The sequence below is a fragment of the Mesorhizobium sp. B3-1-7 genome (genome assembly GCF_006439385.1).
Lineage (GTDB): Bacteria > Pseudomonadota > Alphaproteobacteria > Rhizobiales > Rhizobiaceae > Mesorhizobium.
The window spans coordinates 343,826-370,050 of the sequence record NZ_VFTL01000001.1 but is presented as its reverse complement, the minus strand read 5'-3'; the positions used below and the strand labels follow the sequence as shown (position 1 = coordinate 370,050).

The window sequence follows — 26,225 nt, the reverse complement described above, 5'->3', positions numbered from 1 at the left end:
GGCGAGACTATGCGTAGGAATCGGCCGCCTTCCGTCGCGGTCCTGGGAGCTTTGGCGGCGAATGAGCGAAGCCGGAAATTTGGGGCCAGAAAGCCTGGAAACAGGTAAGGCCGCCGCTTATCGCGTCCTGGCGCGCAAATATCGCCCTTCGAATTTCTCCGAGCTGATCGGCCAGGAGCCGATGGTCCGCACACTGACCAACGCCTTTGCCACCGGCCGCATCGCCCAGGCCTGGATGCTGACCGGCGTGCGCGGTGTCGGCAAGACGACGACCGCGCGCATCCTGGCGCGGGCACTGAACTACAAAACGGCGACCGTCGATCAGCCCTCCGTCGACCTTTCGATCCCCGGCGAGCATTGCCAGGCGATCATGGAAGGCCGCCATGTCGACGTCATCGAGATGGATGCCGCCTCTCACACCGGCATCGACGACATCAGGGACATCATCGACCGCGTCCGCTACGCGCCGGTCTCGGCACGCTACAAGGTCTACATCATCGACGAAGTGCACATGCTCTCCACGCAGGCCTTCAACGGCCTGCTGAAGACGCTGGAAGAGCCGCCGCCGCACGTCAAATTCATCTTTGCCACCACCGAGATCCGCAAGGTGCCGATAACGGTGCTGTCGCGCTGCCAGCGCTTCGATCTGAGGCGCATCGATGCCAGCGCGCTGGTCGGGCATCTGTCCTCGATCGCGGCCAAGGAAGGCATTGCCGTCGACGACGAGGCCCTGGCGATGATCGCGCGGGCCGCCGAAGGCTCGGCGCGCGATTCGCTTTCCATCCTCGACCAGGCGATCGCCCACGGCAGCGGCACGGTGAGCGCCGAGGCGGTGCGCGCCATGCTCGGCCTTGCCGACCGCGCCCGCATCATCGACCTGTTCGAGCATGTCATGAAGGGCGACGTGGCGGCGGCGCTCGCCGAGTTCCGCGCGCAATACGACACCGGCGCCGATCCGGCCGCCGTGCTTACCGATCTTGCCGAGTTCAACCACCTCGTCACCCGCCTGCGCTTCGTGCCGGCAGCCGCCGACGATGCGTCGCTTTCCGAGGACGAGCGCCGGCGCGGCGCCGAATTCGCCGGCACGCTTTCGGTGCGCGTGCTGTCGCGGACCTGGCAGATGCTGCTCAAGGGCATTCCCGAGGTGCAGTCCTCCAACCGCCCGGTCAGTGCCGGCGAAATGGTGCTGATCAGGCTGGCGCACGCCGCCGACCTGCCGACGCTGGACGAGGCGCTGAAATCGCTGGAGGGCGCGGGCCCGCTGCCGAATGGTGCGCCGCGCGCCAACGGAGCGCCGGCCGGCAATGGCGGCGGCGCGAGCCCCGTCGCGCAGACCCGGATGCCTGCTTCCACCGGTGGCGGTGCCCAGACGATGCGCCTGGTCGAAACGCATCCCGCGCCCGCCGCCTTCGTTCCGGCGCCGGAGCCGGTCGCCGAGGCCCCCGTCGTTCCGGTCAAATCGCTGGCCGACATCGTTGCGCTTGCCGACGCCAATCGCGACATGGCCTTCAAGGTGCTGCTGAAACGCTGCGTGCGGCCGGTACGCATCGAGCCCGGCCGGCTCGACGTCACCTTGACCGACAACGCGCCGAAGATGCTGCTCAACAACCTCACCGCCAAGCTGCGCGCCTGGACCGGCCGCAACTGGCTGGTGTCGCTGTCGAAGGAAGAGGGCGGCCAGACATTGGCCGAGATGGAGACGACGAAGCGCGAGAACGCCTTCTCCGACGCCAAGAGCGACCCGACTGTCGCGGCCATACTCGCCCGTTTCCCTGGCGCCAAGATCATCGATGTACGCATCCCGGACGTGCCGGACGTGGAAGAAGCCGAGGCCGACCTGCCGGTCGAGCCGGCGGCCGATGACGACGAGACCTGAAACATTTTTAGAGGACCAACCGATGAAAGATCTTCTCGGCCTTATGGGCAAGGCGAAGGAAATGCAGGCCAAGTTCCAGGCCATGCAGGACGAGATCGCCACGCTTGAAGCCACCGGCCAGGCCGGCGGCGGTCTGGTCAGCATCACGCTTTCCGGCAAGTTCGAAATGAAGACGCTGAAGATCGATCCGTCCTTGATCAAGGCGGACGAAGCCGAGATCCTCGAGGACCTCATCCTGGCCGCCCACAATGACGCCAAAAATAAGGTCGAGCAGATCATGCAGGAGAAGACCAAGGCGCTCACGGCAGGCTTGCCGATCCCGCCCGGAATGAAATTGCCGTTCTGAGGCCGTGTCCGCCAGTTAATTGATTATGAACGGAAATTGAGTCCGGGCTGCAATATTAACTATTTTGCCGGCAATGCTCACGGGCACATTTCGCGACATTCATAAAGTTTTACCCAAGTCCAGAAGTTGCTAACCTTCTAGCCATCTTTTTGCCCGAAAGAGTCTCATTCTTGCCACATCTCGGGGCGGGCTGGCATCTGGACATGAGGCTTTTTTGGTGATCGCGACGCGATGGAAGACGCCGCTGCTGCTTATCGGCATCGTCACTTCCCCCTTGCTCCTGGCCGGCTGCAGCCAGACCACTTCCTCGCATGGCATGTCGGTGTCGGGTCTGACCGATGCCCTTACGCCGAGCTTCCTCACGCGTTCCTCCAGCCATTCGCTGAAGGACAAGGAATGCTTGCAAAGGGCTATGTTCTTCGAGTCCAACCGGTCGAGCCGCGACGGCATGATCGCGGTCGGCACGGTCGTCATGAACCGGCTTCGCTCGGGCCAGCACGGCAACACCATCTGTCAAGTTGTCGGCGAGCCGGGCCAGTTTGCTCCGGGCGTCATGACTCGGCCGATGAACTCGAAGGCCCTGCCGGATGTCGAGGAGGCAGCCAATGCGGTGCTGAGAGGCGAACGCAAGGCCAAGCTCAAGAACACGATGTATTTCCACACCGCCGGCCTGCGCTTCCCCTACAAGAACATGCATTACACCATGGTTGCCGGCGGCAACGCCTTCTATGAGAAGCGCGGCCGCAACTGGCAACCGCTGCCGGACGAGCCGATGATCGCCATGAACGTGGGCGACCAGCAGAGGTCTGACCGGCAGAAACCCGCGGCCGACGCTCCGATGCTCGTGGCTTCCGCCGAGCCGATCGTCAAGACGATCGTCCGTCCGGACCCGGCAAAGCAGGCCGCATTGGCCGCAGCCGCGCGGACCGAAGACGCTTCCGCCGATCAGACCTATGTGACGGCTTCTGTTGCGCCCTCTGCCAAGTCCGGCCGTCTGGCGCAGAAGCAGATGGTCGTGGCGATGCAGGAGCCGATGGCCGAACCGGACGCCTCGCGTTTCGGCGGCACCCTCAAGGGCCGCTACATCACTTCGGTGCCCAATGCGCCGCAGGAAGCGGCGATGGGCTTCCAGTCGACGCCTGAGAACACCGACGCCATCGGCGCGATGATCGTCAGCCAGAACCGGCCGCTCGAAGCCAACTGAACCCGATTGCATCCAACGCAAGGCCCGCCATGGCAGCATGGCGGGGCTTGTGCCGTTGCTGGCTGTCCTGAAAAATCCTAGATCAAGGCGATGTCGAAGAGAATCGCCGGTCCGGAAATCGAACGCCTGATCCAGCTCCTGGCCAAGGTGCCGGGGCTTGGGCCGCGCTCGGCCAGGCGCGCCGCGCTTCATCTCATCAAGAAGAAGGAGCAGCTGCTCGAGCCTCTGGCCGCCGCCATGGGCGAAGCGGTCGACAAGGTGCGCATCTGCTCGACCTGCGGCAATGTCGATACATCCGACCCTTGCATGATCTGCACCGACCCGCGCCGCGACGCCGGCACGCTGATCGTCGTCGAGGACGTCTCGGACCTCTGGGCGCTGGAGCGCGCCGCGGCCATGAACGTGCGCTACCACGTGCTTGGCGGCACGCTGTCGCCGCTCGACGGCATCGGTCCGGACCAGCTCAACATCCGCTCGCTGGTCGACCGTGTCGCCGGCGGCGAGGTGAAGGAAGTCATCCTCGCCGTCAATGCCACCGTCGAGGGGCAGACGACTGCGCATTATCTGACCGACCAGCTGTCTGGCTTCGAGGTCAAGGTGACGCGGCTCGCGCATGGCGTGCCGGTCGGCGGCGAGCTCGATTACCTCGACGAAGGCACGCTGGCCGCCGCGCTGCGATCGAGGACGGCGTTTTGAGGGGACTGGGAGGGCGCGCGTGACAGATGTTATTCCTCGAGATTCCGCGCTCCGTCACGCCCCCCTCTGCCCTGCCGGGCATCTCCCCCGCAAGGGGGGAGATTGGCAGTTTCTTTGCCGGCGCTTTTATCCCCACGTCGGCGATTGGCGAAAGCCAGCGCGACATCTGATCTCCCCCCTTGCGGGGGAGATGTCCGGCAGGACAGAGGGGGGTGTGAAGGAACGCCAGCATTTCAGGTTGGCTATTCTTTCCTTCCTAGCGACGCTTCTCGCTCTCTTCATTACCATCCCCACCCATGCCACCCCCATCGACGACCAGTTCCAGGCTTGGCTCCAAACCGACCTCTGGCCCGAAGCCAAGTCCAAAGGCATCTCGAAAAAAACCTTCGACGCTGCCTTCCTCGGCGTGAAGCCGAACCTCAAGCTGCCCGATCTCGTCCTGCCCGGCGAGAAGCCGACGACACCTGAGAAGCAGCATCAGGCCGAGTTCGGCCCGCCGGCCAACTACTTCGCCGAGAAGATCATTCGGGCCGTCACGTCAGGCGGAAGGACGCGCGAGAGCGCCAACGCCCGAACGCTCGGGCTGATCGAGAAGCGCTACGGCGTTCCGGGCGAGATCGTGCTGGCGATCTGGGGCCGCGAGACCGGCTTCGGCGCGGCCAAGATGCCGTACGACGCGTTCGAGGTGCTGGGCACCAAGGCGTTCATGTCGACCAAGAAGGACTTCTTCCGCACCGAGGTGCTGGCGGCGCTCGAAATCGTCGAGCGCGGGCTGGCGCCGGTCAATGCGATGAAGTCGTCCTGGGCCGGCGCGCTCGGCCAGCCGCAATTCATGCCGACCTCGTTCTTGAAGCACGCCGTCGACTTCGACGGCGACGGCCGGCCCGACATCTGGAACTCGACGCCCGACGTGCTCGCCTCGATCGCCAACTACCTCGTCCATTATGGCTGGGTGAGGGGGCGCGGCTGGGGGACCGAGGTGACGGTTCCGGCAAATGTCTCTTGCTCGCTCGAAGGACCCGACCAGGGCAAGAAGATCTCCGACTGGGTGACGATGGGCATCAGGCGCGTCGACGGCAAGGCGTTTCCGGCGAGCGAATTGAAGGCGGAGGGTTTCCTGCTGATGCCGGCCGGGCGCAGCGGCCCGGCCTTCGTCGTCACGCCGAACTTCTATGTGATCAAGCAATACAACAACAGCGATCTCTATGGCCTGTTCATCGGCCATGCCGCCGACCGCATCGCCAAAGGCGACGCCACCTTTGCCGGCACCTGGGGCGCGGTCGGCGATCTCCATCGCTCCGATATCGCCACCCTGCAGCGGGCGCTGGAGGCCAAGGGCTACGATGTCGGCAGCGCCGACGGTCTGCCCGGCTTCAAGACCCGCCGCTCGATCGGCATCTGGCAGGCAAAGAACGGCAGGCCCGCCACCTGCTTTCCCGATGCCGCACTGGTCGCGCAACTGAAATAGCGGCTGTCTCCCAAAAGCATGACCCCTGGCAAATTTTTGCGGATCGGCGGCTTCAATCGGCTGGCGCATGGGTCGACTCATGGCGGCTCGTCTGGTCCGATACGGTGTCTCGCAGAGCGCGCGTTGCCGCTTCGTGCGCCGTCGAATAGGGAGTTGACCAACTGGACAAAAAACACGACGGTAAGCGGTCAAAGCCGCTGCTGGCCTTGCAAAGAACAATACAGCCCCTGAGCCGGGAACTCAGGTCAACAAGACAGGGAACGATCACCATGATGCTGGAAAAGTTTGCTCTCCGCTCTCGCGCCTTGCTTGCGGGCGCCGCTCTGTCCGCGCTGCTCGTCGCGCCCGCCTTCGCGGTCACGCCCGCCGATACGCTGGTCGAGGGCTTTGCCATCGACGACATCATCTCGATGGACCCAGGCGAAGCGTTCGAGCTGTCGACGGCCGAGGTCACCGGCAACACCTATGATCTCCTGGTCCGTCTCGACCTCAGCGACACGTCCAAGGTCAAGGGCGACCTTGCCGAGAGCTGGACCGTTTCCGACGACGGCCTGACCTACACATTCAAGCTCAAGCCCGGCATGAAGTTCGCGTCCGGCAACCCGATCACCGCGGCCGATGTCGCCTATTCCTTCGAACGCGCCATCAAGCTCGACAAGAGCCCGGCTTTCATCATCAACCAGTTCGGCATCACCGGCGACAATGTCACCGAAAAAGCCAAGGCCGTCGACGACACCACCTTCCAGTTCGTCGTCGACAAACCCTACGCACCGAGCTTCGTGCTGAACTGCCTGTCGGCCACGGTCGCCTCGGTCGTCGACGCCAAGCTGGTCAAGGAACATGTCGCCGCCGTCACGCCGAGCGCCGACTACAAATGGGACAACGACTTCGGCAATGCCTGGCTGAAGACCGGCTATGCGGGTTCGGGCCAGTACAAGCTGCGTGAGTGGCGCGCCAACGAGGCCGTCGTCATGGAGCGCAACGACAATTACAACGGCGAGAAGGCCAAGCTTGCCCGCATCATCTACCGCAACATGAAGGAAAGCTCGGCGCAGCGCCTGGCGCTCGAGGCCGGCGATATCGACGTCGCCCGCAACCTCGAGCCGAACGATCTCGACGCCATCGCCAAGAACGCCGATCTCACCACCACCAGTGCGCCGAAGGGTACGGTCTATTACATCAGCCTCAACCAGAAGAACCCGACACTTGCCAAGCCGGAGGTGCGGCAGGCGTTCAAATATCTGGTCGACTACGATGCGCTGGGCTCGACCATCCTCAAGGGAATCGGCGAAATCCACCAATCCTTCCTGCCCAAGGGCGACCTCGGCGCCATGGATGACAATCCCTTCAAGTTCGATGTCGCCAAGGCCAAGGAATTGCTCGCCAAGGCGGGCGTGCCGGATGGCTTCAAGGTGACCATGGACGTGCGCACCGGACAGCCGACCACGGGCATGGCGGAATCGATCCAGCAGACGCTCGGCCAGGGCGGCATCCAATTGGAGATTATTCCCGGCGATGGTAAGCAGACGCTGACCAAATACCGCGCCCGCAACCACGACATCTATATCGGCCAATGGGGCCAGGACTATTTCGATCCGAACTCCAACGCCCAGACATTCGCCTCGAACCCGGACAATTCCGACGACGCCAAGATCAAGACGCTGGCCTGGCGCAATGCCTGGGACATTCCGGACCTGACCAAGGAAACCGAGGCGGCGCTGCTGGAGAAGGATTCGGGCAAGCGCGCCGATATGTACAAGGACCTGCAGCAGAAGATCCTCGACACCAGCCCGTTCGTCATCATCCATCAGCAGCTGGAAGTGGCCGGGCTGCGCAAGAACCTCAAGGGCTTTGCGCTCGGCCCGAGCTTCGACACCAATTTTGTCGGCGCGGTTTCCAAGGAATAGCGCCGGCGGATCCGCCGCGTGAGCGTAGCTGACAATCAGGTGGCGGCGGGGCGCGGCAGCGCCCGCGCCGTCCTATCGTCGCTCGGCCGCTTCCTGGTCATCGCGGTGACGACCTATCTCGGTCTTCTCGCGGTGACCTTCTTCATCGGCCGCGTCATCCCAATCGATCCGGTTCTGGCCGTCCTCGGCGACCGTGCGCCCACGGCCGTGGTCGAGCGCACGCGCCGCGAAATGGGCCTCGACCTGCCCTGGATCGAACAGTTCTACATCTATGTCAAAAATGCGCTGAGCGGCGACTTCGGCACTTCGGTGCTGACCACCAATCCGGTGATGTCCGATATCCGCCGCGTCTTCCCGGCGACCATCGAGTTGGCGACGCTGGGCACGATCATCGGCGCCGTCATCGGCGTGCCGCTCGGCGTGCTGGCCGCGGTCAAGCGCGGCAGCCTGATCGACCAGGTCGCGCGCGTCGTCGGTCTCATAGGCTATTCGGTACCGATCTTCTGGCTTGGCCTGCTCGGGCTGGTGCTGTTCTACGCCAAGCTGCAATGGATCGCCTTTCCGGCGCGGCTCGACGTCGTCCACGAATACACATTCACGCCGATTACCGGCTTCTACCTGCTCGATGCCGCGATCCAGGGGCAGTGGGACGTCTTCTACGACGCCTGGCGCCACATCGTCCTGCCGGCCGCGCTGCTTGGCTATCTGTCACTCGCCTATATCAGCCGCATGACCCGCTCCTTCATGCTGAACGAGCTGGCGCAGGAATACATCGTCGCGGCGCGCGCCAAGGGCCTGTCGGAAGGTCGTATCATCTGGGGCCACGCGCTGCGCAACGCTGCCGTGCCGATGGTGACGGTGATCGCGCTTTCCTACGCCAACCTGCTCGAAGGCTCGGTATTGACCGAGACCGTCTTTTCCTGGCCGGGCATCGGCCTCTACATCACCAATTCGCTGCAGAACGCCGACATGAACGCCGTGCTCGGCGGCACCATCGCCATCGGCTCGGTCTTTATCGCCATCAACCTTCTGTCCGATCTGCTCTACCGGCTGCTCGATCCAAGGACGAAGGCCGGATGAGCGCTGAAGCCATCCAATCCAGGCGCGCGTGGCTGCTCAGCGACCGGCCGGCCTCGCGCCTGCAGGCAAGGCTCGGCCGCGCCTATGTCGCCTGGCGTCGCTTCTCCGCCAATCGGCTGGCGCTGGTCGGCATGCTGATCATCATCGCGTTGCTGGTGGTCGCCGCCTTTGCCGATGTGCTGGCGCCCTATTCGCCCACCATCGGCGATCTGAAGAACGCCCGCCTGCTGCCGCCCGGCGCCGAGCATTGGTTCGGCACCGACGACCTCGGCCGCGACATCTATTCGCGCATCGTCTATGGCTCGCGCTGGACGCTTTATGTGGTGATCCTCGTCGCCATCATCGCCGCGCCCATCGGCCTGCTGGTCGGCACGATCGCCGGTTATGCCGGCGGCTGGACCGACACGATCCTGATGCGCATCACCGATATTTTCCTCGCCTTTCCGAAGCTGGTGCTGGCGCTCGCCTTCGTCGCTGCGCTCGGACCCGGCATCGAGAACGCGGTAATCGCGATCGCCATCACCTCCTGGCCGCCTTACGCGCGTATTGCCCGTGCGGAAACGCTGACGGTGCGCAACTCCGACTACATCAAGGCGGTGCAGCTGATGGGCGCTTCGCCCTTCCGCATCGTGCTGCGCCACATCATGCCGCTCTGCATCTCCTCGCTGATCATCCGCGTGACGCTCGACATGGCCGGCATCATCCTGACCGCCGCGGGTCTCGGCTTCCTCGGCCTCGGCGCGCAGCCGCCGCTGCCGGAATGGGGCGCGATGATCGCGTCCGGCCGCCGCTTCATCCTCGATCAGTGGTGGGTTGCCGCCGCACCTGGTGCCGCGATCCTTGTCGTCAGCCTCGGCTTCAACCTGCTGGGCGACGGCCTTCGCGACGCGCTCGACCCCCGGAGCGGTGACCAATGAGCGGCGACACGCTCCTCGAAGTCGACGACCTGCGCGTCACCTTCCCGACCCGCACCGGCCTCGTGCAGGCCGTGCGCGGCGTCTCGTTCTCGCTTGGCCGCGAGCGTCTCGGCATCGTCGGCGAGAGTGGTTCCGGGAAATCGCAGACCGGTCGCGCCATCATGGGCCTCACCCCGCCGCAGGCCGAGGTTTCGGCGAAGAAGCTTGCCTTCGACGGCATCGATCTGCTCTCCATATCGCCCCGCCAGCGCCGCGCGCTGCGGGGAAACCGCATCGCCATGATCCTGCAGGATCCCAAATATTCGCTCGATCCGGTGATGACCATCGGCCGACAGATCGTCGAGACGCTGCGCACGCATGAAAAGGTCTCCAAGGCCGAGGCGCGCGAGCGCGCGCTGGAGATGCTGCGGGCGGTGCAGATCCGCGATCCGGCCCGCGTCTTCGACCTTTACCCGCACGAGGTCTCCGGCGGCATGGGCCAGCGCGCCATGATCGCCATGATGCTGATCGCCGGGCCGGAGTTGATGATAGCCGATGAGCCGACCTCGGCGCTCGACGTCACAGTGCAGCTCGACGTGCTCAAGATCCTCGACAAGCTCGTCGCCGAGCGCGGCATGGGCCTGATCTTCATCTCGCACGATCTGCGCCTGGTCTCCTCCTTTTGCGACCGCGTCGTCGTCATGTATGCCGGCAAGGTGGTCGAGCAGATCAAGGCTTCCGAACTGCGCGATGCCCGGCACCCCTACACGCGCGGCCTGCTCAACTGCATGCCGAGGATCGGCTTCGAGCGACATCCGCTGCCGGTGCTCGACCGCAAGCCGGAGTGGGCGGCATGACGGCCTCCATCGCTGTCGAAGGGCTGGAAGTGGTCTTCGACCGTTTTCGCGCGCTGAAGGGCGTAAGCCTCGAAGTGAGGGAAGGCGAATCCTACGGTCTCGTCGGGGAGAGCGGTTCCGGCAAGTCGACGCTGCTGAGGGCCATCACCGGCCTGGCGCCGGTCGCGTCGGGCGCCATCTCTGTCAACGGCAAGCCCCTTGGCAAGACCCGCGACAAGGCTTTTTACCGCGATGTGCAGATGGTGTTCCAGGATCCCTATGGCTCGCTGCATCCGCGCCAGACGGTCGACCGCCTGCTGCAGGAGCCCCTCGCCATCCATGGCATTGCCGACGGCGAGAAGCGCATCGAGCGCGCGCTGGACGAGGTCGGTCTGGGCACTGGCTTCCGCTTCCGCTACGCGCACCAGCTCTCCGGCGGCCAGCGCCAGCGCGTCGCCATTGCCCGGGCGCTGATCCTCGAACCCTCGATCCTTTTGCTCGACGAGCCGACCTCGGCGCTCGATGCGTCCGTGCAGGCGGAGGTGCTGAATCTTCTGGAAGAGGTGCGCCGCCGTCGCAAGCTCACCTTCCTGATGGTCAGCCACGACCTCGCCATCATCACCCATATGTGCGAGCGGCTGATGGTGATGCAGAATGGCGAGGCGGTGGAGACGCTGACCGCGAGCCAGCTGATCGGCCACCGCGTCAGCGAGGACTATACGCGCAATCTGCTCAGGGCGAGCGAGGGGTTTGTAAGGGTCTAGCTCTCAATTGCCAAGCCGCGTTCCTGCCCAGGTGTTATCGGGGTCTGGGGCAGGCCCAATCGACTGGGCCATGGTGCCGACTTGAGCAAAACGTGAAATAAGGTCAGAAGAGGCCTGCAGCGGCACCAACAAGAACGGGCCAGTCGATGAAGGATGGCCCGATTGAGGGATGAGATGAAGAATTCAGCCATTTCCGAACGCAAGAACCAGTCGATCTCGCGCGGCGTCGGCATGACGACGCAGATCTATGCCGATCGCGCCGAGAATTCGGAAATCTGGGACGTCGAGGGCCGCCGCTACATCGATTTCTCTTCCGGCATCGCCGTGGTCAACACCGGCCATCGCCATCCGAAGGTGATCGAGGCCGTCAAGGCGCAGCTCGACCGCTTCACCCACACCTGCCACCAGGTCGTGCCCTATGAGAGCTACGTGCATCTCGCCGAGCGGCTGAATGGCATGCTGCCCGGCAAGTTCGACAAGAAGACCATCTTCGTCACCACCGGCGCCGAGGCGGTCGAGAACGCCATCAAGATCGCCCGCAGCGCCACCGGCCGTCAGGCGGTCATCGCCTTTTCCGGCGGCTTCCATGGCCGCACCTTCATGGGCATGGCGCTGACCGGCAAGGTCGTGCCCTACAAGGTCGGCTTCGGCGCCATGCCTGCCGATGTCTTCCACGCGCCGTTCCCGGTCGCGCTGCACGGCGTTTCGGTCGCCGATTCGCTCGCCGCGCTCGACAAGCTGTTCAAGGCCGATGTCGATCCGGGCCGTGTCGCGGCCATCATCGTCGAGCCGGTGCAGGGCGAGGGCGGCTTCTACGAGGCGCCGCGCGATTTCATGGCAGCGCTGCGCAAGATCTGCGACCAGCATGGCATCCTGCTTGTCGCCGACGAAGTGCAGACCGGCTTTGCCCGCACCGGCAAGATGTTTGCCATGGATCATCATGATGTGGCGCCCGATCTCACCACCATGGCCAAGAGCCTCGCCGGCGGCTTTCCGCTCTCGGCCGTCACCGGCCGCGCCGAGATCATGGACGCGCCCGGCCCCGGCGGGCTCGGCGGCACCTATGGCGGCAGCCCGATCGGCGTCGCCGCGGCGCACGCCGTGCTCGACGTCATCGACGAGGAAAAGCTCTGCGACCGCGCCAATGCCCTTGGCGCCAGGCTGAAGCAGCGGCTGGACTCGATCCGTGACGAAGTGCCGGAGATCGTCGACATCCGCGGTCCGGGCTTCATGAACGCCGTCGAGTTCAACGACGTGAAGAAGGGCCTGCCCTCGGCGGAGTTCGCCAACGCGGTCAGGCTGAAGGCGCTGGACAAGGGCCTCATCCTGCTCACCTGCGGCGTCTACGGCAATGTCATCCGCTTCCTGTCGCCGATCACCATCCAGGACGGAGTCATGACCGAGGCGCTGGATATCCTGGAGACCTCGATCCGCGACGCGCGGGCCGCCTGATCGAAGTTGTCAGAGTGTCGGCTTCAACTATCCTTGGGCATTTTCCTTTCATCGAAAATGCCCTGGATGTCGCGCGAGCCATGCAGGATGCGCTCAACGCGCACATTGTTACGCTCGACGGTATAGAAGATGACATATCTCTGGAACGCGACGGAACGCAGGCCGCGCCAAAGTTCGGAACGGGGAGCGCCACCACGTGGTGCATCCAAGATGGTGTCGCATCGCACTCGAAGTGCCGCTATCAAGCGGCGGGCGGCCGCCGGATTTTCAGCTTGGATGTAATCGCCAATCTCTTCGATGTCCTGCACGGCGGCAGGCGCGAAACTGAGAGCCATTATTTGCGGCTTTCCGCCGCGTATCTTTTCTCCAGCCGATCGAAAACGTCGTCGGCTGTTATAGCTGGTCCGCTCTCTACACCCTTGCGGATGTCTTCACGCAGTGCAGCAAGCTTCGCCTGCCGGTGCTCTTCACGCTCCTCCAGCAGGCGCAGACTATCGCGCACGACTTCGCTTGCACTGGCGTAGCGGCCACTCTCGACAAGCTCGCGCACGAATGCCTCGTAGCGGGAGCCAATGCTGTAGCTTGCAGGCACGGAGCAAATCTTTCGCTTTATCCGAAATTATCAATTTATGATAATTCGGCGATGGCCTTTTGCCAAGGCTTGGTGGGTGCGTCCTTTCGCGCCCCCGAGCGTTGTTATCATCATATTGGATTGAACAATCAGCCCGCCGCCCTGGTCGGTTCGTCCTGACTGAAGTCCGCGAGCGCCGCCTTCAGCGCATCTGGCCCGCCTGCCACCGTCTGCGGCGCCGGCGAGAAGCCGGCGCCGAGCATCTTGCGGCCAAGCATATGGTCGGCCGGACGGTTGACGGATTCGATGCCGAGCAGCCGGTCGCCGGCATAATGGTAGATCGAGAACTTGTTGTCGGCGAGATCGCCGAGCACAACGTGGCTGTCCCCGCCTTGCGTCAGCCCCACCATCTGCAGCTTCATGTCGCCGATATCCGACCAGAACCACGGCACGGCCGAGAACGGCTCGGCATGGCCGAGGATGGTGCGGGCTGCAAGCCTGGCCTGGTCGGTGGCGTTCTGCACCGATTCCAGCCGCACGTCGCCGCCGGTGAACCAATGCCGATAGGAGGCCGCGTCGCCGATGGCGAGGATTTCGGGAACGGAGCTTTGCATATGCTGGTCGACGCGGATGCCGTTGCCGATGGCCAGGCCGGCGGCTTCCGCCAGTTCGACATTGGGCACCACGCCGATGCCGATGATGACCATCTGCGCCGGCAGGCGCTCGCCGCCGGACGTGATCGCGGCCGAGACGCGGCCGTTTTCGCCCTCCAGGCGGACGATGGTGGTGCCGGTCAGGATGCGCACGCCGATCGCTTCCAGGCGCTGACGCACATGCGCGGCGATGACAGGCGCCACGGCGCGGCCAAGCAGCCGGTCGACGGCCTCGACGACGGTGACGTTGCGGCCGGCGGCTCTCAGCGTCGCCGCGATCTCCAGGCCGATGAAGCCGCCGCCGAGAATGACCACGTCCTCGGTTTGCGCGCTGAGCTCGCGGATCGCCCGCGCGTCCGCCAGCGAGCGCAGCGAGACCACGCCGGCAAGGCCCGTGCCGTCGAGCTTAAGCAGGCGCGGCCGCGAGCCGGTTGCAAGCACCAGCCGGTCGAAGCCGAGCGTTCCACCGCCTGCGATATTCAACCGGCTCGCGCGGGCATCGATGCTGTCGATGCGCATGCCCGGCCGGTAGTCAATGTTGTTGCCGGTGTAGAAGGCTTCGCCGCGCAGGGGCTGCGGCTTGGCCTCGGTGTCCTTGATGAAGGTCTTGGAGAGCGGCGGCTTGTGATAGGGCAGGTCCTGCTCGTCGCCGAGCAGCACGACCGGCCCTTCATAGCCCTCTTCGCGCAGGCTGGCGGCGGCCTGCACGCCGGCATGGCCCGCACCGACAATCACAACCCCGCTCGTCATCGCAATCCTTTTGGTCAGCAAATCTAGGCTCTTGCGCCAGGTGGCGATTGTCTGCCGCCGCCGCAAGAGCCGCGCATCGGGTCGCACCCAGAATGGCTGTCTGTCAATCGGTCCAGCGAGGCAGTCCCGGGCTTAAAGTTGACATTTGTAGTTTAGAATAATTCTAAACTGTTGTTTCAATTGAATATTTTCTATCTCACCAGTTGACTCCCAGCCTCTCCATCGCTTTATGGAGAGCTGCGCGCAAAGCGTATCCCTTTGATGGCTGGGCCTTGAACCCTTTCGATTGGAGGCAAGTGGGTGTCTTTTTATCGCGAACCGCGCATCGACGCGGCCACCATTTTTCCCGGCATGCTCATGCCTCGGCGCGGGTGGACACATGCGCCTATTGTTGAATTTCCAAGGAACTGGAGAAGGATAATGACGGCACGTAATGGCGGCAGGCTGGCTGCGATCTGCGCCACGGCTGCACTGACGGCGGCGGTTTTCGTGTTGCCGGCGAAGGCCGAGACAGACGCGAAGGCGGTGATCAAGACCTATGCCGACATCGCTTTGGCCAAATACGAGGATTCGCTGACCACCGCGCAGGCGCTGGACAAGGCGGTGGACGCACTCATCGCCAGCCCCTCGGCCGACACGTTGAACGCCGCGCGCGAAGCCTGGAAGGCCGCGCGCATTCCTTACCAGCAGACCGAGGTCTACCGCTTTGGCAACAAGATCGTCGACGACTGGGAAGGCAAGGTGAATTCGTGGCCGCTGGATGAGGGCCTGATCGACTATGTCGCCAAGAGCTATGGCAGCGAGTCGGACGAAAACGCGCTCTATACGGCCGACGTCATCGCCAACAAGGAAATCGAGATCAACGGCAAGAAGGTCGACGCCTCGAAGCTGACGCCGGAGTTCCTTTCCGGCACGCTGCAGGAGGCCGGCGGCGTCGAGGCCAATGTCGCGACCGGCTATCATGCTATCGAATTCCTGCTCTGGGGCCAGGACCTGCACGGCACAGGCCCGGGCGCCGGCGAGCGGCCCTTTACCGACTACGATCTCAAGAACTGCACGGGCGGCAATTGCGACCGTCGCGCCGAATATCTGAAGTCGGCGAGCGATCTTCTGGTGTCCGACCTGCAGGAAATGGTCGGCAACTGGAAGGAGGACGGCGCCGCGCGCAAGAACCTCACCGACGGCGACGCGAATGCCGGCATCTCCACCATCTTCACCGGCATGGGCTCGCTCTCCTATGGCGAGCTTGCCGGCGAGCGCATGAAGCTCGGCCTTTTGCTGCACGATCCGGAAGAGGAGCACGACTGCTTCTCCGACAACACCTACATCTCGCATCTCTATGACGCGGTCGGCATCCGCGACGCCTACCATGCCGGCTACAAGCGGCTCGACGGCTCCGTGGTTTCGGGTCCGTCGGTGTCCGACATGGTGAAGGCCGCCGATCCGGCGATCGACAAGGAACTGTCGGGCAAGCTCGACACCACCGTCGCCAAGATGGAGGCCATCCAGGCGCGCGCGCTGGCCGGCGAGGCCTATGACCAGCAGATCGCCGAAGGCAACACCGAAGGCAACGCTACTGTCCAGGCGGCAATCGACGCCTTGATCGACCAGACCAAGTCGATCGAGCGCGCCGTCGGCTCGCTCAAGCTGAACCAGATCGCCTTCGAGGGCTCCGACAGCCTGGACGCTCCCGACAAGGTGTTCAAGTAAGGTCCAGGGCATGATCCCAAAAAGTGGATACCGGTTTTTTGGACGAGATCATGCCCGACTAGGAAACAGGCATGATCCCAAAAAGTGGGATACCGGTTTTTGGACAAGATCATGCCCGACTAACAAATAAGCCAAGCGGCGCCGTGGCCGGCGCGGTCAGCCAGAGCAAGTGAATGCTGATCTGCCATTGCAACATCATCACCGAGAAGGAGATCGAGCAGACGATCGTCGGCCTGCTGGATGAGGATCCCTGGCAGCTGATCGTGCCCGCGAAGGTCTATCATGCGATGCGTAAGCGCGGTCGCTGTTGCGGCTGTTTCCCAAATGTGGTGGAAACGATCATTCGGGTCACCGAGAACTACCACGCCCGCTCAGAGGTGGGCGGCGTGGACATCGTTTCACACCTGGACCGCGTGAGAGGCTTGCGCGTCCAATACGGGAGCAGACCCCATGAAAGGCGAACCGCAGGTCATCGGGCGGCTTAATGAAGCTCTGTTTCTGGAGCTTGGAGCCGTCAACCAGTACTGGGTGCATTATCGTCTGCTCGAGGATTGGGGCTACACCAAGCTGGCAAAGAAGGAGCGGGCGGAATCGATCGAGGAAATGCATCACGCCGACAGGCTGATCGCGCGCATCATCTTCCTCGAAGGCCATCCCAATCTGCAGTCCGTCGCGCCGTTGCGCATCGGCCAGAACGTCAAGGAAGTGCTCGAATCCGATCTGGCCGGCGAATATGACGCGCGCACCGCTTACAAACGCTCGCGCGAGATCTGCCACGAGGAAGGCGATTTCGTCTCGATGAAGCTGTTCGAGGACCTTTTGACCGACGAGGAAGGACATATCGACTTCCTGGAAACTCAGCTCGACCTGCTTGCCTCGATCGGCGAGGAAAAGTACGGCCAGCTCAACGCCGACTCGGCCAACGAGGCGGAGTAAGGACATGCGGGAATGCGGCGCCCCGTAGATCATTTTTCGCGCCGCGCGCTGCGGGCCGCGATCGACGGCCTGCCGCTTCAGAAGATCCCGCGATACCGGATCGGCAGCGGGGCGTCGCTTTTGCTGGCGGTCATGCTTTCCACGCCCGCCATGGCCGGTGAGCCAGCCGCTATGCCGACGAGCCGCACCGACCTGACGCCGAAGGATCAGGCGCGGGTTCTGGCGGTCACCAGGCCAACGATGGATTTCACTAGGCCCGAGCCGTTCGAGCTGATGCAGGGCGGCGCCGGCACGTCGCGCAAGGACGTCAACCGCGATGCCTTCTCGCAATCCTCCGCCAACATCACTTTCGAGGAAGAGGGCAGCTTCAAGCTCGGCAATGCGCTGTTCCGCAAGAACTGGGTGTCGTCGCCATCCTCGACCCAGGCTTCGGACGGGCTCGGCCCGCTGTTCAACGAGCGCGCCTGCCAGAATTGCCATTTGAAGGATGGCCGCGGCCGTTCGCCGGAAGGCGATGCCGGATCGACGTCGATGTTCCTGCGGCTGGCCCGCGACGCCGCCAGCGCCGAGGAAAAGACCGCACTTGCCGACCACAAGGTGCTGAACTTTCCCGATCCGGTCTATGGCACGCAACTGCAGGATCTTGCGGTTCCGGGCCTCAAAGGCGAAGGCCGGATGCGCGTCGATTACCAGGAGCAAAAAGTGACGCTCGGCGACGGCGCCGTTGTTGCGCTGCGCAAGCCGCGCTATTCGGTCGAAAATCTCGGCTATGGCCCGCTCGATCCGCGCACCACGCTCTCGCCTCGGCTGACGCCGCCGATGATCGGGCTCGGCCTGATCGAGCAGATCGCGCCTGCCGATATTCTTGCCCATGCCGATGCTGACGACCGCGACGGCATTTCGGGCCGGCCGAACATCGTGCGCGACGAACTGAGCGGCGCGGTGACCTTGGGCCGCTTCGGCTGGAAGGCGCAGACCGCCTCGATCCGCCAGCAGGCGGCCGATGCCTTTGCCGGCGATATCGGCATCTCCACGCCGGAAATGCCGAAGCATTGGGGCGATTGCACCAAGGCGCAGACGGGTTGCCTTGCAATGCCGAACGGCGTGCAGCAACGCCTCGGCACGGCCGAGGCGCCGTCCCCCGTCATGGACCTCGTCACCTTCTATTCGCAGAATCTGGCCGTGCCGGCGCGGCGCGATCTCGACAAACCTGACGTGCTCGCCGGCAAGAAGCAGTTCTACGAGATGGGCTGCATTTCCTGCCACACGCCGAAATTCGTCACCATGCGCGGCACGCCCAACAAGGCGCAGGCCTTCCAGCTGATCTGGCCTTATTCCGACTTCCTGCTGCACGACATGGGCGATGGCCTTGCCGACGGGCAACGGGTAGGCGAAGCGAGCGGCAGCGAGTGGCGCACCCCGCCGCTCTGGGGTATTGGGCTCACCGCGACAGTCAACGGCAACAGCTTCTATCTGCACGACGGCCGCGCCCGCACGCTTGCCGAGGCGATCCTGTGGCATGGCGGCGAGGGCCAGAAGGCGCGCGATCGCTTTGCCGGGGCCGCCGCGGCCGATCGTGACGCGCTGATCAAATTCCTGGAGTCGCTTTGATGTCGAAACGCCTGGCCGCGCTTGCCCTTCCGCTTTTTCTGGCGATCTCCCTGCCGGCATCGGCCGCGGTGAAAGCCTCCGATGTCATCGGCCGCGCGATCGATGGTTTCGTCCGCCCGGCCTATGCCAGCCTCGACGAGCATGCGGCGGGCCTGACCAAGGCAATGAACCAGCTTTGCGAAACGCCGTCCGAAAAGAATCTCGAAGCGGCGCGCGTGGCGTTTTCAGGCACGGTCGAGGCCTGGTCGGTGGCCGAGATCATCGCCTTCGGGCCGATCAAGGAGAACAACCGACTGGAGCGCATGCTCTATTGGCCGGACCGCAAGAGCATCGGCCTGAGGCAAGTGCAGGCCACGCTGGCATCCAAGGATCCGTCAGCCACCGATCCGGCGCAACTGGCGCAAAAGAGTGTCGCCATGCAGGGCCTCGGCGCGCTCGAATATGTGCTTTACGGCGACGGCGCCGAAACGCTTGCCGGGAAGGACGATCCCTATCGCTGCGCCTATGGCTCGGCTGTCGCCGGCAACGTCGAAACGATGGCCGGCGAGGTGCGTGATGCCTGGCAAAAGCCCGATGGCTTTGCGTCGCTCTGGGCCAACCCGGGGCCGAAAAACCCGCTCTACCGAGACGGCAACGAAGCGGTGACGGAACTGGTCGGTGTCTTTATCAACGAGCTGGACATGATCCGCGACGTGCGGCTGAAAGGTTTTCTCGGCGCCAGGCCCGATGCCGACAAGCCGAAGCAGGCGATCTACTGGCGCTCGCGGAACACGACGGCTTCGCTGGCCGCAAACCTGTCCGGCATCGACCAACTGTTCCAGGCTTCCAAGCTCGGCGATGCGCTGCCCGCCGATGCGCAATGGATGGCCGAATCCATCCACATCCAGCTCACTAATGGCGTGGCGACGGCGAAGTCGATCGCCGGTCCGATCGACAAGGCGCTCGCGGACCCCGCGCTGCGCAGCAAGCTCGAGCATTTCGCGCTGATAACCTCGAGCCTGTCGACCTTGATCGGCACCAGGATGACCGCCGAATTCGGCCTGACCGCGGGCTTCTCGTCGCTGGACGGAGACTGATCGATGGCGTGGACAGGTACAAAGCTCATCGATCGCCGCGATTTCCTGCGCGCCGCGGGCGCCGGCTTTGCCGCTGCCATGGCGCCGCGCGCCTGGGCCGACACGTTGGCCGCGGACGCGGTGTTTGCCACGGCCTTCGTCAAGCGCGACGGCAGCTTCGGCGCCGCCGTGCTCTCCGAGGCGGGAAAAATCCTGCACACGGTCGATCTGCCGGATCGCGGCCATGACGTCGCCTTCGATCCGGTGTCGAAGCGTTCGGTGGTCTTCGCCCGTCAGCCCGGCACCTTCGCCGTCGTCTTCGACCAAGCCGGCCGCGACAAGCCCTTGACCATCGCCAGCATCGCCGGCCGGCATTTCTTCGGCCATGGCGTGTTCTCGCCCGACGGCGCCTTGCTCTATGCGACCGAGAACGATTTCGACAATGCGGCAGGTGTCGTCGGTGTCTACGATGCGCGGGAGCAATTCAATCGCATCGGCGAATTCCCGACCTATGGCATGGGGCCGCATGAGCTGCTCCTGCTCGGCGATGGCCGCACTTTAGCCATCGCCAATGGCGGCATCGAAACCCATCCCGACTATGGCCGGGCCGAGCTCAACATCGCGACGATGAAGCCGTCCTATACGCTGGTCGACCGCGTCACCGGCGACCTCATCGAAAAGCACGAATTGCCGCCGGCGTTGCATCAGCTGTCGATCCGCCACATGGATCGCGACCAGGCGGGCACGGTCTGGTTCGGCTGCCAGTATCGCGGGCCGGCGACCGACCGCCCCGCGCTGGTCGGCCGCGCCGCGCGCGGCAAGGACCTCGAGCTCTTGGAGATGCCGCAGGACGTGCTCTCCGGCTTCCGCAATTATATCGGCTCGGTCGCCGCCAATGCCGCCACAGGTACGGTCGCCATCACTTCGCCGGAAGGCAATTCGCTGGCCGTCCTCGACGCCGCCAGCGGACGCGTGGTCGCGACCAGATCACTGGTCGAGGTCTGCGGCCTCGCGCCCGACGGCGCTGGCTTCATGGCAACGACCGGCGCCGGCGAGATCGTCGGCGGCGCCGGCTCGACCCGTTCCGAGCCGGACTATGTCTGGGACAACCACATGCTGCGCATCGCGGCCTCTGCCTGACAACAAGGTCCTGGCGCTGCCGGAAAGCAAAGCCGCTTAACATTTCTCCGCCCTGGCTCTTGCGGCGGCGGCCTATGCCGGGCAGAGGGAATTGTGTTTCGATCCAGTTCATTAATGGCCATATGAAGTTGCCTATATGAAGCTGCTCGCCATCGACTGCGCCGCCAGTCTCTGCGCTGCCTGCGTCTATGATGCAGGCGCGGGGAAGGAGCTTGGCCGTGAGGTGCGCGACCTCGGCAAGGGGCATGCGGAGCATCTGATGGCCGTCATCGAGACAGCCCTGCAAGCCGGCGGGGTCGGTTACCCTGACCTCAACGCTGTTGCCGTCTCGATCGGACCCGGCTCCTTCACCGGCCTGCGCGTCGGCGTCTCGGCAGCGCGCGGCCTGGCGCTGGCGCTGAAAATCCCGGCGATCGGCGTGACGACGCTGGAAGCCCTGGCGGCGGAGGCTGCGAATGCGTTTCCCGGGCGCGCGGTGCTTGCCGCGCTCGATGCCAGCCGCGAGGAAATCCATGCGGCGCTCTATGATAAAGCGTTAGTCGAGACTTACGGACCTTCCGTAGCTGCGCTTTCCGAGGCAGTGACCATGGCCATCGGCGCCGACGCGGTCCTGGTCGGGACCGCCGCGCCGCAGATTGCCAAGGCGGCGGGTCGTGCCTTCGAAACTGGTCCTGTGGCTGCCACAGCCGACATCGCGACCTATGCCAAGCTGGCCTTGGCCAGGGAACCGGGCGAAAAGCCGAAGCCGCTTTATCTGCGCGGCGCCGACGCCAAGCCGCAGGCGGGTTTCATTCTGCCAAGGCAGGACAGGGGAAACGATTCCTGATGCGCATACCGTTCTTTCAGCCGCGCCGCAGGGACTATGCGCTGGAACCGTTGACGGTCGCCGACAGCGCCGCTGTTTCGGTGCTGCATCGCGAGGATTTCGTGCGGCCCTGGACCGACGGCGAATTCGCAGCACTTCTCGAGCAGGACACGGTCTTCGGCTATGCCGCGCGTGAGACCGGCCAAGGCTCCAAGCCGCCGGTTGGCTTCGTGCTCGCGCGGCTGGCGGCCGGCGAGGGCGAGATCCTGACCTTGGCCGTCGCCCGCACGCATCGCCGCCAGGGGCTCGGCTGGCAATTGATGGACGCGGTGCTGCGCGAATTGCATACGCAGCGCGCCGCGGCGCTCTTCCTCGAGGTCGACGAGACCAACACGCCGGCGATCGGGCTTTACCGCAGGCTCGGCTTCCGCCAGGTCGGCCATCGGCCGAACTATTATCGCTCGACCGAGCACGGCCCGACCGGCGCGCTTGTCATGCGCCGCGATCTTCGCTAGCCAGTCCGCGCGATAGGGCCGGAGCGAATGATCAAGAAATTGCGGATTTTCCTGGCGCTCGCCTATGTCGTCGGCTGTTCGCTGGTGCTGGTGCCGCTGCAGATGCTGTCGATGAAGACGGGGCTGTGGCCCGAAACCTTCATTCTCAAAATCTGGCACAGCATGATCCTGCGGGCGCTCGGCATGCGGGTGCATGTGAAGGGCGCGCTGGCCAGGGAACGTCCGCTGCTTGTCGCGGCCAACCACATTTCCTGGACCGACATCATGGTGCTCGCCTCCTTTGTCGATGTGAAATTCATCGCCAGGGCCGACATGGAGGGCTGGCCGCTGATCGGCATGCTGTCCAAGCTGCAGCGCACCGTCTACATCGAGCGCGAGCGCAAGCGCACTTCCGGCGACCAAGCAAGCCAGATTGCCAGGCGCATGGCCAAGGGCGATGCCATGGTGCTGTTCGCCGAAGGCTCGACCGGCGACGGCAACCTCGTGCTGCCGTTCAAGAGCACGCTGTTCGGCGCGGCCTCCATGGCGATTTCGGAAGGGGCGGCCGAACAGGTCTTCATCCAGCCCGTGGCGATCGCCTACACGCGCCTGCACGGCATGCCTATGGGACGCCGCCATCGGCCGATGACCGCCTGGATCGGCGACCAGGATCTGATGCCGCACCTGAAAACCTTGCTTGCCGAAGGGGCGATCGATGCCGAGGTGCATTTCGGCGAGCCGGTGCCGTTCTCCAAGGGTTCGAACCGCAAGGAGACGGCAAGGTTGATGGAAGCCAAGGTGCGCGAGATGATGCAGGCCATCCTCGCCGACCCGGCAAAGAGCCGCTGATTGGTATGTCGCCCAAAGGCCTGTAACGGTTTTGGAACAAGGCGGCGCGACGCGCCGCGGGCAGAATCGTCTGTTTTTTGTCACGGAAAGGCGCTAGAAGCCGCCCGATGGAATTGAACACGATTGAAAGCCACGGCATCGGCACTGCGGCCGAGCGCTCGGCCGGCACTGACCGCACGGCGAAAAAGGTCTTCGTCAAGACCTATGGCTGCCAGATGAATGTCTACGATTCCCAGCGCATGACCGATGCGCTGGCCGCCGACGGCTATGTCGCCACCGACGTCGTCGAAGACGCCGATCTGGTGCTGCTCAACACATGCCATATCCGCGAAAAGGCGGCGGAAAAGGTCTATTCCGAGCTTGGCCGCATCCGCGACATGAAAGCCGAACGCGCCGTGGCCGGCCGCGAGCTCTTGATCGGCGTCGCCGGCTGCGTGGCGCAGGCCGAAGGCGCCGAGATCATCCGCCGTGCGCCGGCGGTCGATCTGGTCATCGGCCCGCAGACCTATCACCGGCTGCCCGACGTGCTGGCCCGGGTCCGCGGCGGCGAAAAGATCGTCGAGACCGAATACGCCATCGAGGACAAGTTCGAGCATCTGCCGCAGCCCAAGCGCGCCGAATTGGCAAAGCGCGGCGTCACCGCCTTCCTGACGGTGCAGGAGGGGTGCGACAAGTTCTGCACCTTCTGCGTCGTGCCTTATACGCGCGGCTCCGAGGTTTCGCGCCCGGTGGCGCAGATCGTCGCCGAGGCCGAGCGCCTGGCCGAGGCGGGCGTGCGCGAGGTGACCTTGCTCGGCCAGAACGTCAACGCCTGGCATGGTGTCGGCGAAAATGGCAAGGAATGGGGGCTCGGCCGCCTGCTGTTCCGCCTGGCGGAAATCCCCGGCCTGGCGCGGCTGCGCTACACCACCAGCCATCCGCGCGACATGGACGACGAACTGGTCGCCGCGCACCGCGATCTGCCGGCGCTGATGCCCTATCTGCATCTGCCCGTGCAGTCCGGCTCGGATCGCATTCTCAAGGCGATGAACCGCCGGCATACGGCGCGCGACTATCTCGCGCTTATCGAGCGCATCCGCGCCGCCCGAACCGACATCGCCATGTCCGGCGACTTCATCGTCGGTTTCCCCGGCGAGACCGATGCCGACTTCGAAGCGACGCTGCAGCTGGTGCGCGAAGTGAACTATGCCTCGGCTTTCTCGTTCAAATATTCGCCTCGCCCCGGCACGCCGGGCGCTGAGATGAGCGACCACGTGGCCGAGGCGGTGAAGGACGAACGGCTGCAACGCCTTCAGGCGCTGCTCCTGAGGCAGCAGCAGGATTTCGGCTTGAGCCTGGTCGGCAAGACCATCGGCACGCTGATCGAGAAGCCTGGCCGACAGGCCGGCCAGAAAGTAGGCCGTTCACCGTGGCTGCAGCCGGTTATTGTTGACGACAAGGCCGGCGGAATCGGTGACATTATCGACGTACGAATCACAAGGACGGGCTACAACAGCCTGTTCGCCGAATTGGTCTGGCGACCTCGGCAGATGAGGAGAGACGGTTGAGCGCTGCTGAACTGAAGAATCCGCCCCAGAACCAGGCGTCCGGGGCCTCCGACATGGCGCACATCGTACTGACCTTCGACAACAACAAGCTAGCCAGCGCCCTTTACGGCCAGTTCGATGAGAACCTCGCCAGGCTCGAGCAGAAGCTCGGCGTCGACATCCGCTCGCGCGGCAATCAGCTGACGATCAAGGGCTCGGCCGCCGCCGCCGAACAGGCGCGCCGCGCGCTGGACACCCTCTACGGCATCCTGCAGAAGGGCGTCGACATTGGCCAGTCGGATGTCGACGGCGCCGTACGCATGGCGATTGCCGCCGACGACCAGCTGACCCTGCCGACGATGGAGCGCAAGGGCAAGGTTTCGGCCGCCCAGATCGCGACACGCAAGAAGACGATCTATGCCCGCTCGCTCAACCAGGATGCCTATATGCGGGCGCTGGAACGCTCCGAAATGGTGTTCGGCATCGGTCCCGCTGGCACCGGCAAGACCTATCTGGCGGTGGCGCATGCGGCGATGCTGCTAGAACGCGGCATGGTCGAGCGCATCATCCTGTCGCGTCCGGCCGTCGAGGCCGGCGAGCGGCTGGGCTTCCTGCCCGGCGACATGAAGGAGAAGGTGGACCCGTATCTCAGGCCCCTGTACGACGCGCTTTACGACATGATGCCGGCCGACAAGGTCGAGCGGGCGATCGCCGCCGAAGTGATCGAGATCGCGCCCTTGGCCTTCATGCGCGGCCGCACGCTGGCGCATGCGGCGGTGATCCTCGACGAGGCGCAGAACACCACGCCGATGCAGATGAAGATGTTCCTGACCCGTCTCGGCGAGAACTCCCGCATGATCGTCACCGGCGATCCGACCCAGATCGACCTTCCGCCCAACACCAAGTCTGGCCTAGTCGAGGCGCTGCGCGTCCTCGACGGCGTGCCCGGCATCGTCACCGTCCGCTTCAACGAAGGCGATGTGGTGCGCCACCCGCTGGTTGCCGAGATCGTCAAGGCTTATGACCGCGACGGCAAGCTGGCGCGAGGCTTGGGCGCCGAAAGCTGACTATAGGCCCTATGGCTCAAAATCCGGAATTTGGCGGCGAAGCGCCGGTCGATATCGATATTTTCGTCGAGGCAGGCGCTTGGCCCGCGGAAGCCGAATTGACACGCCTCGTCGATCGCGCCGTTGCGGCCGCTTTTGCCGAGACCGGCGCGGGCGGCGCCTCCGAGCTCAGCGTCGTCTTTTCCGACGATGCCCATATCCGGACGCTCAATGCCGAGTGGCGCGGCAAGGACAAGCCCACCAACGTCTTGTCTTTCCCGGCTTTTTCCTTTCCGAAAGGCGGCGAGCTGCCGCCGATGCTGGGCGATATCGTGCTGGCTTCCGGGACGGTTGCGCGCGAGGCCGCTCTGGAAGACAAGCCGATTGAAAACCATATCACCCATCTCGTTATCCATGGCCTGCTGCATCTTTTGGGCCATGATCACGAGACCGACGCTGAGGCGGAGGAGATGGAAGCGATCGAGCGCGCGGCGCTTGCGAGGCTTGCCATTCCCGATCCCTACGCGTAACAAAAAAGCTCAATTGACCCGATG

26 protein-coding genes are annotated in these 26,225 nt (G+C 64.2%); 23 read left to right on the top strand and 3 right to left on the bottom strand.

What is annotated here, in order from left to right; translation table 11 throughout:
• Positions 1–61 precede the first annotated feature (61 nt).
• The 11 genes from FJ417_RS01720 to FJ417_RS01665 all read left to right on the top strand — a co-directional run bounded on the left by FJ417_RS01720 (position 62) and on the right by FJ417_RS01665 (position 12,525).
• On the top strand, positions 62–1,876 hold the full coding sequence (locus FJ417_RS01720; RefSeq protein ID WP_140782237.1) for a DNA polymerase III subunit gamma/tau: 1,815 nt from the start codon (positions 62–64) through the stop codon (positions 1,874–1,876).
• Positions 1,877–1,898: 22 nt separating this feature from the next.
• The gene (locus tag FJ417_RS01715) at positions 1,899–2,222 is read left to right on the top strand and encodes a YbaB/EbfC family nucleoid-associated protein (protein WP_140702714.1); all 324 of its coding nucleotides are present in this window, start codon (positions 1,899–1,901) and stop codon (positions 2,220–2,222) included.
• Positions 2,223–2,439: 217 nt separating this feature from the next.
• A complete protein-coding gene (locus FJ417_RS01710) occupies positions 2,440–3,426 on the top strand; it encodes a cell wall hydrolase (RefSeq protein WP_140782236.1) in 987 nt (328 codons plus the stop codon).
• Positions 3,427–3,516: 90 nt separating this feature from the next.
• A complete protein-coding gene (gene recR, locus FJ417_RS01705) occupies positions 3,517–4,122 on the top strand; it encodes a recombination mediator RecR (protein WP_040985994.1) in 606 nt (201 codons plus the stop codon).
• A gap of 190 nt (positions 4,123–4,312) precedes the next feature.
• A complete protein-coding gene (locus FJ417_RS01695) occupies positions 4,313–5,590 on the top strand; it encodes a lytic murein transglycosylase (protein WP_140782235.1) in 1,278 nt (425 codons plus the stop codon).
• A 272-nt stretch (positions 5,591–5,862) separates the two neighbouring features.
• A complete protein-coding gene (locus FJ417_RS01690; RefSeq protein ID WP_181181632.1) occupies positions 5,863–7,497 on the top strand; it encodes an ABC transporter substrate-binding protein in 1,635 nt (544 codons plus the stop codon).
• An 18-nt stretch (positions 7,498–7,515) separates the two neighbouring features.
• Entirely contained in the window at positions 7,516–8,577 is a 1,062-nt protein-coding gene (locus tag FJ417_RS01685; protein WP_140782234.1) for an ABC transporter permease, read from the top strand.
• On the top strand, positions 8,574–9,494 hold the full coding sequence (gene nikC, locus FJ417_RS01680) for a nickel transporter permease (protein ID WP_140656161.1): 921 nt from the start codon (positions 8,574–8,576) through the stop codon (positions 9,492–9,494). Before FJ417_RS01685 ends, nikC begins: the two co-directional genes overlap by 4 nt.
• Complete coding sequence (locus FJ417_RS01675) at positions 9,491–10,330, top strand: ABC transporter ATP-binding protein (RefSeq protein WP_140656164.1); 840 nt, start codon at positions 9,491–9,493, stop codon at positions 10,328–10,330. The genes nikC and FJ417_RS01675 overlap by 4 nt, the downstream gene beginning before the upstream one ends.
• Positions 10,327–11,073, top strand: a complete 747-nt coding sequence (locus FJ417_RS01670) for an ABC transporter ATP-binding protein (RefSeq protein WP_140782233.1) — start codon at positions 10,327–10,329, stop codon at positions 11,071–11,073. The genes FJ417_RS01675 and FJ417_RS01670 overlap by 4 nt, the downstream gene beginning before the upstream one ends.
• Positions 11,074–11,247: 174 nt before the next feature.
• On the top strand, positions 11,248–12,525 hold the full coding sequence (locus FJ417_RS01665) for a 4-aminobutyrate--2-oxoglutarate transaminase (protein WP_140782232.1): 1,278 nt from the start codon (positions 11,248–11,250) through the stop codon (positions 12,523–12,525).
• 23 nt (positions 12,526–12,548) lie between these two features.
• Here the strand turns inward: FJ417_RS01665 and FJ417_RS01660 are convergent, their stop codons facing one another.
• From FJ417_RS01660 to FJ417_RS01650, 3 genes are all read right to left on the bottom strand, one after another.
• Positions 12,549–12,860, bottom strand: coding sequence for a type II toxin-antitoxin system RelE/ParE family toxin (locus tag FJ417_RS01660; RefSeq protein WP_140645363.1), 312 nt, complete (start codon positions 12,858–12,860; stop codon positions 12,549–12,551).
• Positions 12,860–13,117, bottom strand: coding sequence for a type II toxin-antitoxin system ParD family antitoxin (locus FJ417_RS01655; protein WP_140645362.1), 258 nt, complete (start codon positions 13,115–13,117; stop codon positions 12,860–12,862). The genes FJ417_RS01660 and FJ417_RS01655 overlap by 1 nt, the downstream gene beginning before the upstream one ends.
• A gap of 128 nt (positions 13,118–13,245) precedes the next feature.
• A complete protein-coding gene (locus FJ417_RS01650; protein WP_140782231.1) occupies positions 13,246–14,499 on the bottom strand; it encodes an FAD-dependent oxidoreductase in 1,254 nt (417 codons plus the stop codon).
• Between the two features lie 420 nt (positions 14,500–14,919).
• On the opposite strand from FJ417_RS01650, the gene FJ417_RS01645 reads away from it, so the two are divergent.
• The 12 genes from FJ417_RS01645 (at position 14,920) to ybeY (ending at position 26,201) form a co-directional block, all read left to right on the top strand.
• Positions 14,920–16,209, top strand: a complete 1,290-nt coding sequence (locus FJ417_RS01645; RefSeq protein ID WP_140782230.1) for an imelysin family protein — start codon at positions 14,920–14,922, stop codon at positions 16,207–16,209.
• A 173-nt stretch (positions 16,210–16,382) separates the two neighbouring features.
• Positions 16,383–16,694: a (2Fe-2S)-binding protein gene (locus tag FJ417_RS01640; RefSeq protein ID WP_140645359.1), complete on the top strand. Its 312-nt coding sequence runs from the start codon at positions 16,383–16,385 to the stop codon at positions 16,692–16,694.
• Positions 16,660–17,145: a bacterioferritin gene (bfr, locus tag FJ417_RS01635; RefSeq protein ID WP_140645358.1), complete on the top strand. Its 486-nt coding sequence runs from the start codon at positions 16,660–16,662 to the stop codon at positions 17,143–17,145. Before FJ417_RS01640 ends, bfr begins: the two co-directional genes overlap by 35 nt.
• Before the next feature lie 12 nt (positions 17,146–17,157).
• Positions 17,158–18,756 (top strand): di-heme oxidoredictase family protein, encoded by a 1,599-nt coding sequence (locus tag FJ417_RS01630; RefSeq protein WP_140782229.1) that lies wholly within the window; start codon positions 17,158–17,160, stop codon positions 18,754–18,756.
• Positions 18,756–19,832, top strand: a complete 1,077-nt coding sequence (locus FJ417_RS01625) for an imelysin family protein (RefSeq protein WP_140782228.1) — start codon at positions 18,756–18,758, stop codon at positions 19,830–19,832. Before FJ417_RS01630 ends, FJ417_RS01625 begins: the two co-directional genes overlap by 1 nt.
• 3 nt (positions 19,833–19,835) lie before the next feature.
• Complete coding sequence (locus FJ417_RS01620; protein ID WP_140782227.1) at positions 19,836–20,951, top strand: DUF1513 domain-containing protein; 1,116 nt, start codon at positions 19,836–19,838, stop codon at positions 20,949–20,951.
• Positions 20,952–21,087: 136 nt separating this feature from the next.
• Positions 21,088–21,777, top strand: coding sequence for a tRNA (adenosine(37)-N6)-threonylcarbamoyltransferase complex dimerization subunit type 1 TsaB (gene tsaB / locus FJ417_RS01615; protein ID WP_140782226.1), 690 nt, complete (start codon positions 21,088–21,090; stop codon positions 21,775–21,777).
• Entirely contained in the window at positions 21,777–22,271 is a 495-nt protein-coding gene (locus FJ417_RS01610; RefSeq protein ID WP_140645353.1) for an N-acetyltransferase, read from the top strand. The genes tsaB and FJ417_RS01610 overlap by 1 nt, the downstream gene beginning before the upstream one ends.
• A 27-nt stretch (positions 22,272–22,298) precedes the next feature.
• Positions 22,299–23,099 carry a lysophospholipid acyltransferase family protein gene (locus FJ417_RS01605; protein WP_140782225.1) on the top strand — a complete coding sequence of 267 codons (801 nt, stop codon included), beginning with the start codon at positions 22,299–22,301 and terminating at the stop codon, positions 23,097–23,099.
• Between the two features lie 107 nt (positions 23,100–23,206).
• Complete coding sequence (miaB, locus tag FJ417_RS01600) at positions 23,207–24,646, top strand: tRNA (N6-isopentenyl adenosine(37)-C2)-methylthiotransferase MiaB (RefSeq protein ID WP_140782224.1); 1,440 nt, start codon at positions 23,207–23,209, stop codon at positions 24,644–24,646.
• Positions 24,647–24,699: 53 nt separating this feature from the next.
• On the top strand, positions 24,700–25,692 hold the full coding sequence (locus FJ417_RS01595; protein ID WP_226892268.1) for a PhoH family protein: 993 nt from the start codon (positions 24,700–24,702) through the stop codon (positions 25,690–25,692).
• An 11-nt stretch (positions 25,693–25,703) separates the two neighbouring features.
• Complete coding sequence (ybeY, locus tag FJ417_RS01590; RefSeq protein ID WP_140782223.1) at positions 25,704–26,201, top strand: rRNA maturation RNase YbeY; 498 nt, start codon at positions 25,704–25,706, stop codon at positions 26,199–26,201.
• Positions 26,202–26,225 lie beyond the last annotated feature (24 nt).

What these genes read in the sequence shown, in the direction of transcription:
- FJ417_RS01610 (WP_140645353.1), top strand. Translation starts at nt 21,777, where the DNA reads ATGCGCATACCGTTCTTTCAGCCGCGCCGCAGGGACTATGCGCTGGAA.
- FJ417_RS01605 (WP_140782225.1), top strand. Translation starts at nt 22,299, where the DNA reads ATGATCAAGAAATTGCGGATTTTCCTGGCGCTCGCCTATGTCGTCGGC.
- FJ417_RS01645 (WP_140782230.1), top strand. Translation starts at nt 14,920, where the DNA reads ATGACGGCACGTAATGGCGGCAGGCTGGCTGCGATCTGCGCCACGGCT.
- FJ417_RS01650 (WP_140782231.1), bottom strand. Translation starts at nt 14,499, where the DNA reads ATGACGAGCGGGGTTGTGATTGTCGGTGCGGGCCATGCCGGCGTGCAG.
- FJ417_RS01660 (WP_140645363.1), bottom strand. Translation starts at nt 12,860, where the DNA reads ATGGCTCTCAGTTTCGCGCCTGCCGCCGTGCAGGACATCGAAGAGATT.
- FJ417_RS01690 (WP_181181632.1), top strand. Translation starts at nt 5,863, where the DNA reads ATGCTGGAAAAGTTTGCTCTCCGCTCTCGCGCCTTGCTTGCGGGCGCC.
- FJ417_RS01665 (WP_140782232.1), top strand. Translation starts at nt 11,248, where the DNA reads ATGAAGAATTCAGCCATTTCCGAACGCAAGAACCAGTCGATCTCGCGC.
- FJ417_RS01640 (WP_140645359.1), top strand. Translation starts at nt 16,383, where the DNA reads ATGCTGATCTGCCATTGCAACATCATCACCGAGAAGGAGATCGAGCAG.
- tsaB (WP_140782226.1), top strand. Translation starts at nt 21,088, where the DNA reads ATGAAGCTGCTCGCCATCGACTGCGCCGCCAGTCTCTGCGCTGCCTGC.
- bfr (WP_140645358.1), top strand. Translation starts at nt 16,660, where the DNA reads ATGAAAGGCGAACCGCAGGTCATCGGGCGGCTTAATGAAGCTCTGTTT.
- FJ417_RS01630 (WP_140782229.1), top strand. Translation starts at nt 17,158, where the DNA reads ATGCGGCGCCCCGTAGATCATTTTTCGCGCCGCGCGCTGCGGGCCGCG.
- FJ417_RS01620 (WP_140782227.1), top strand. Translation starts at nt 19,836, where the DNA reads ATGGCGTGGACAGGTACAAAGCTCATCGATCGCCGCGATTTCCTGCGC.
- FJ417_RS01670 (WP_140782233.1), top strand. Translation starts at nt 10,327, where the DNA reads ATGACGGCCTCCATCGCTGTCGAAGGGCTGGAAGTGGTCTTCGACCGT.
- ybeY (WP_140782223.1), top strand. Translation starts at nt 25,704, where the DNA reads ATGGCTCAAAATCCGGAATTTGGCGGCGAAGCGCCGGTCGATATCGAT.
- FJ417_RS01695 (WP_140782235.1), top strand. Translation starts at nt 4,313, where the DNA reads ATGTCCGGCAGGACAGAGGGGGGTGTGAAGGAACGCCAGCATTTCAGG.
- FJ417_RS01715 (WP_140702714.1), top strand. Translation starts at nt 1,899, where the DNA reads ATGAAAGATCTTCTCGGCCTTATGGGCAAGGCGAAGGAAATGCAGGCC.
- miaB (WP_140782224.1), top strand. Translation starts at nt 23,207, where the DNA reads ATGGAATTGAACACGATTGAAAGCCACGGCATCGGCACTGCGGCCGAG.
- FJ417_RS01675 (WP_140656164.1), top strand. Translation starts at nt 9,491, where the DNA reads ATGAGCGGCGACACGCTCCTCGAAGTCGACGACCTGCGCGTCACCTTC.
- recR (WP_040985994.1), top strand. Translation starts at nt 3,517, where the DNA reads ATGTCGAAGAGAATCGCCGGTCCGGAAATCGAACGCCTGATCCAGCTC.
- nikC (WP_140656161.1), top strand. Translation starts at nt 8,574, where the DNA reads ATGAGCGCTGAAGCCATCCAATCCAGGCGCGCGTGGCTGCTCAGCGAC.
- FJ417_RS01595 (WP_226892268.1), top strand. Translation starts at nt 24,700, where the DNA reads ATGGCGCACATCGTACTGACCTTCGACAACAACAAGCTAGCCAGCGCC.
- FJ417_RS01625 (WP_140782228.1), top strand. Translation starts at nt 18,756, where the DNA reads ATGTCGAAACGCCTGGCCGCGCTTGCCCTTCCGCTTTTTCTGGCGATC.
- FJ417_RS01720 (WP_140782237.1), top strand. Translation starts at nt 62, where the DNA reads ATGAGCGAAGCCGGAAATTTGGGGCCAGAAAGCCTGGAAACAGGTAAG.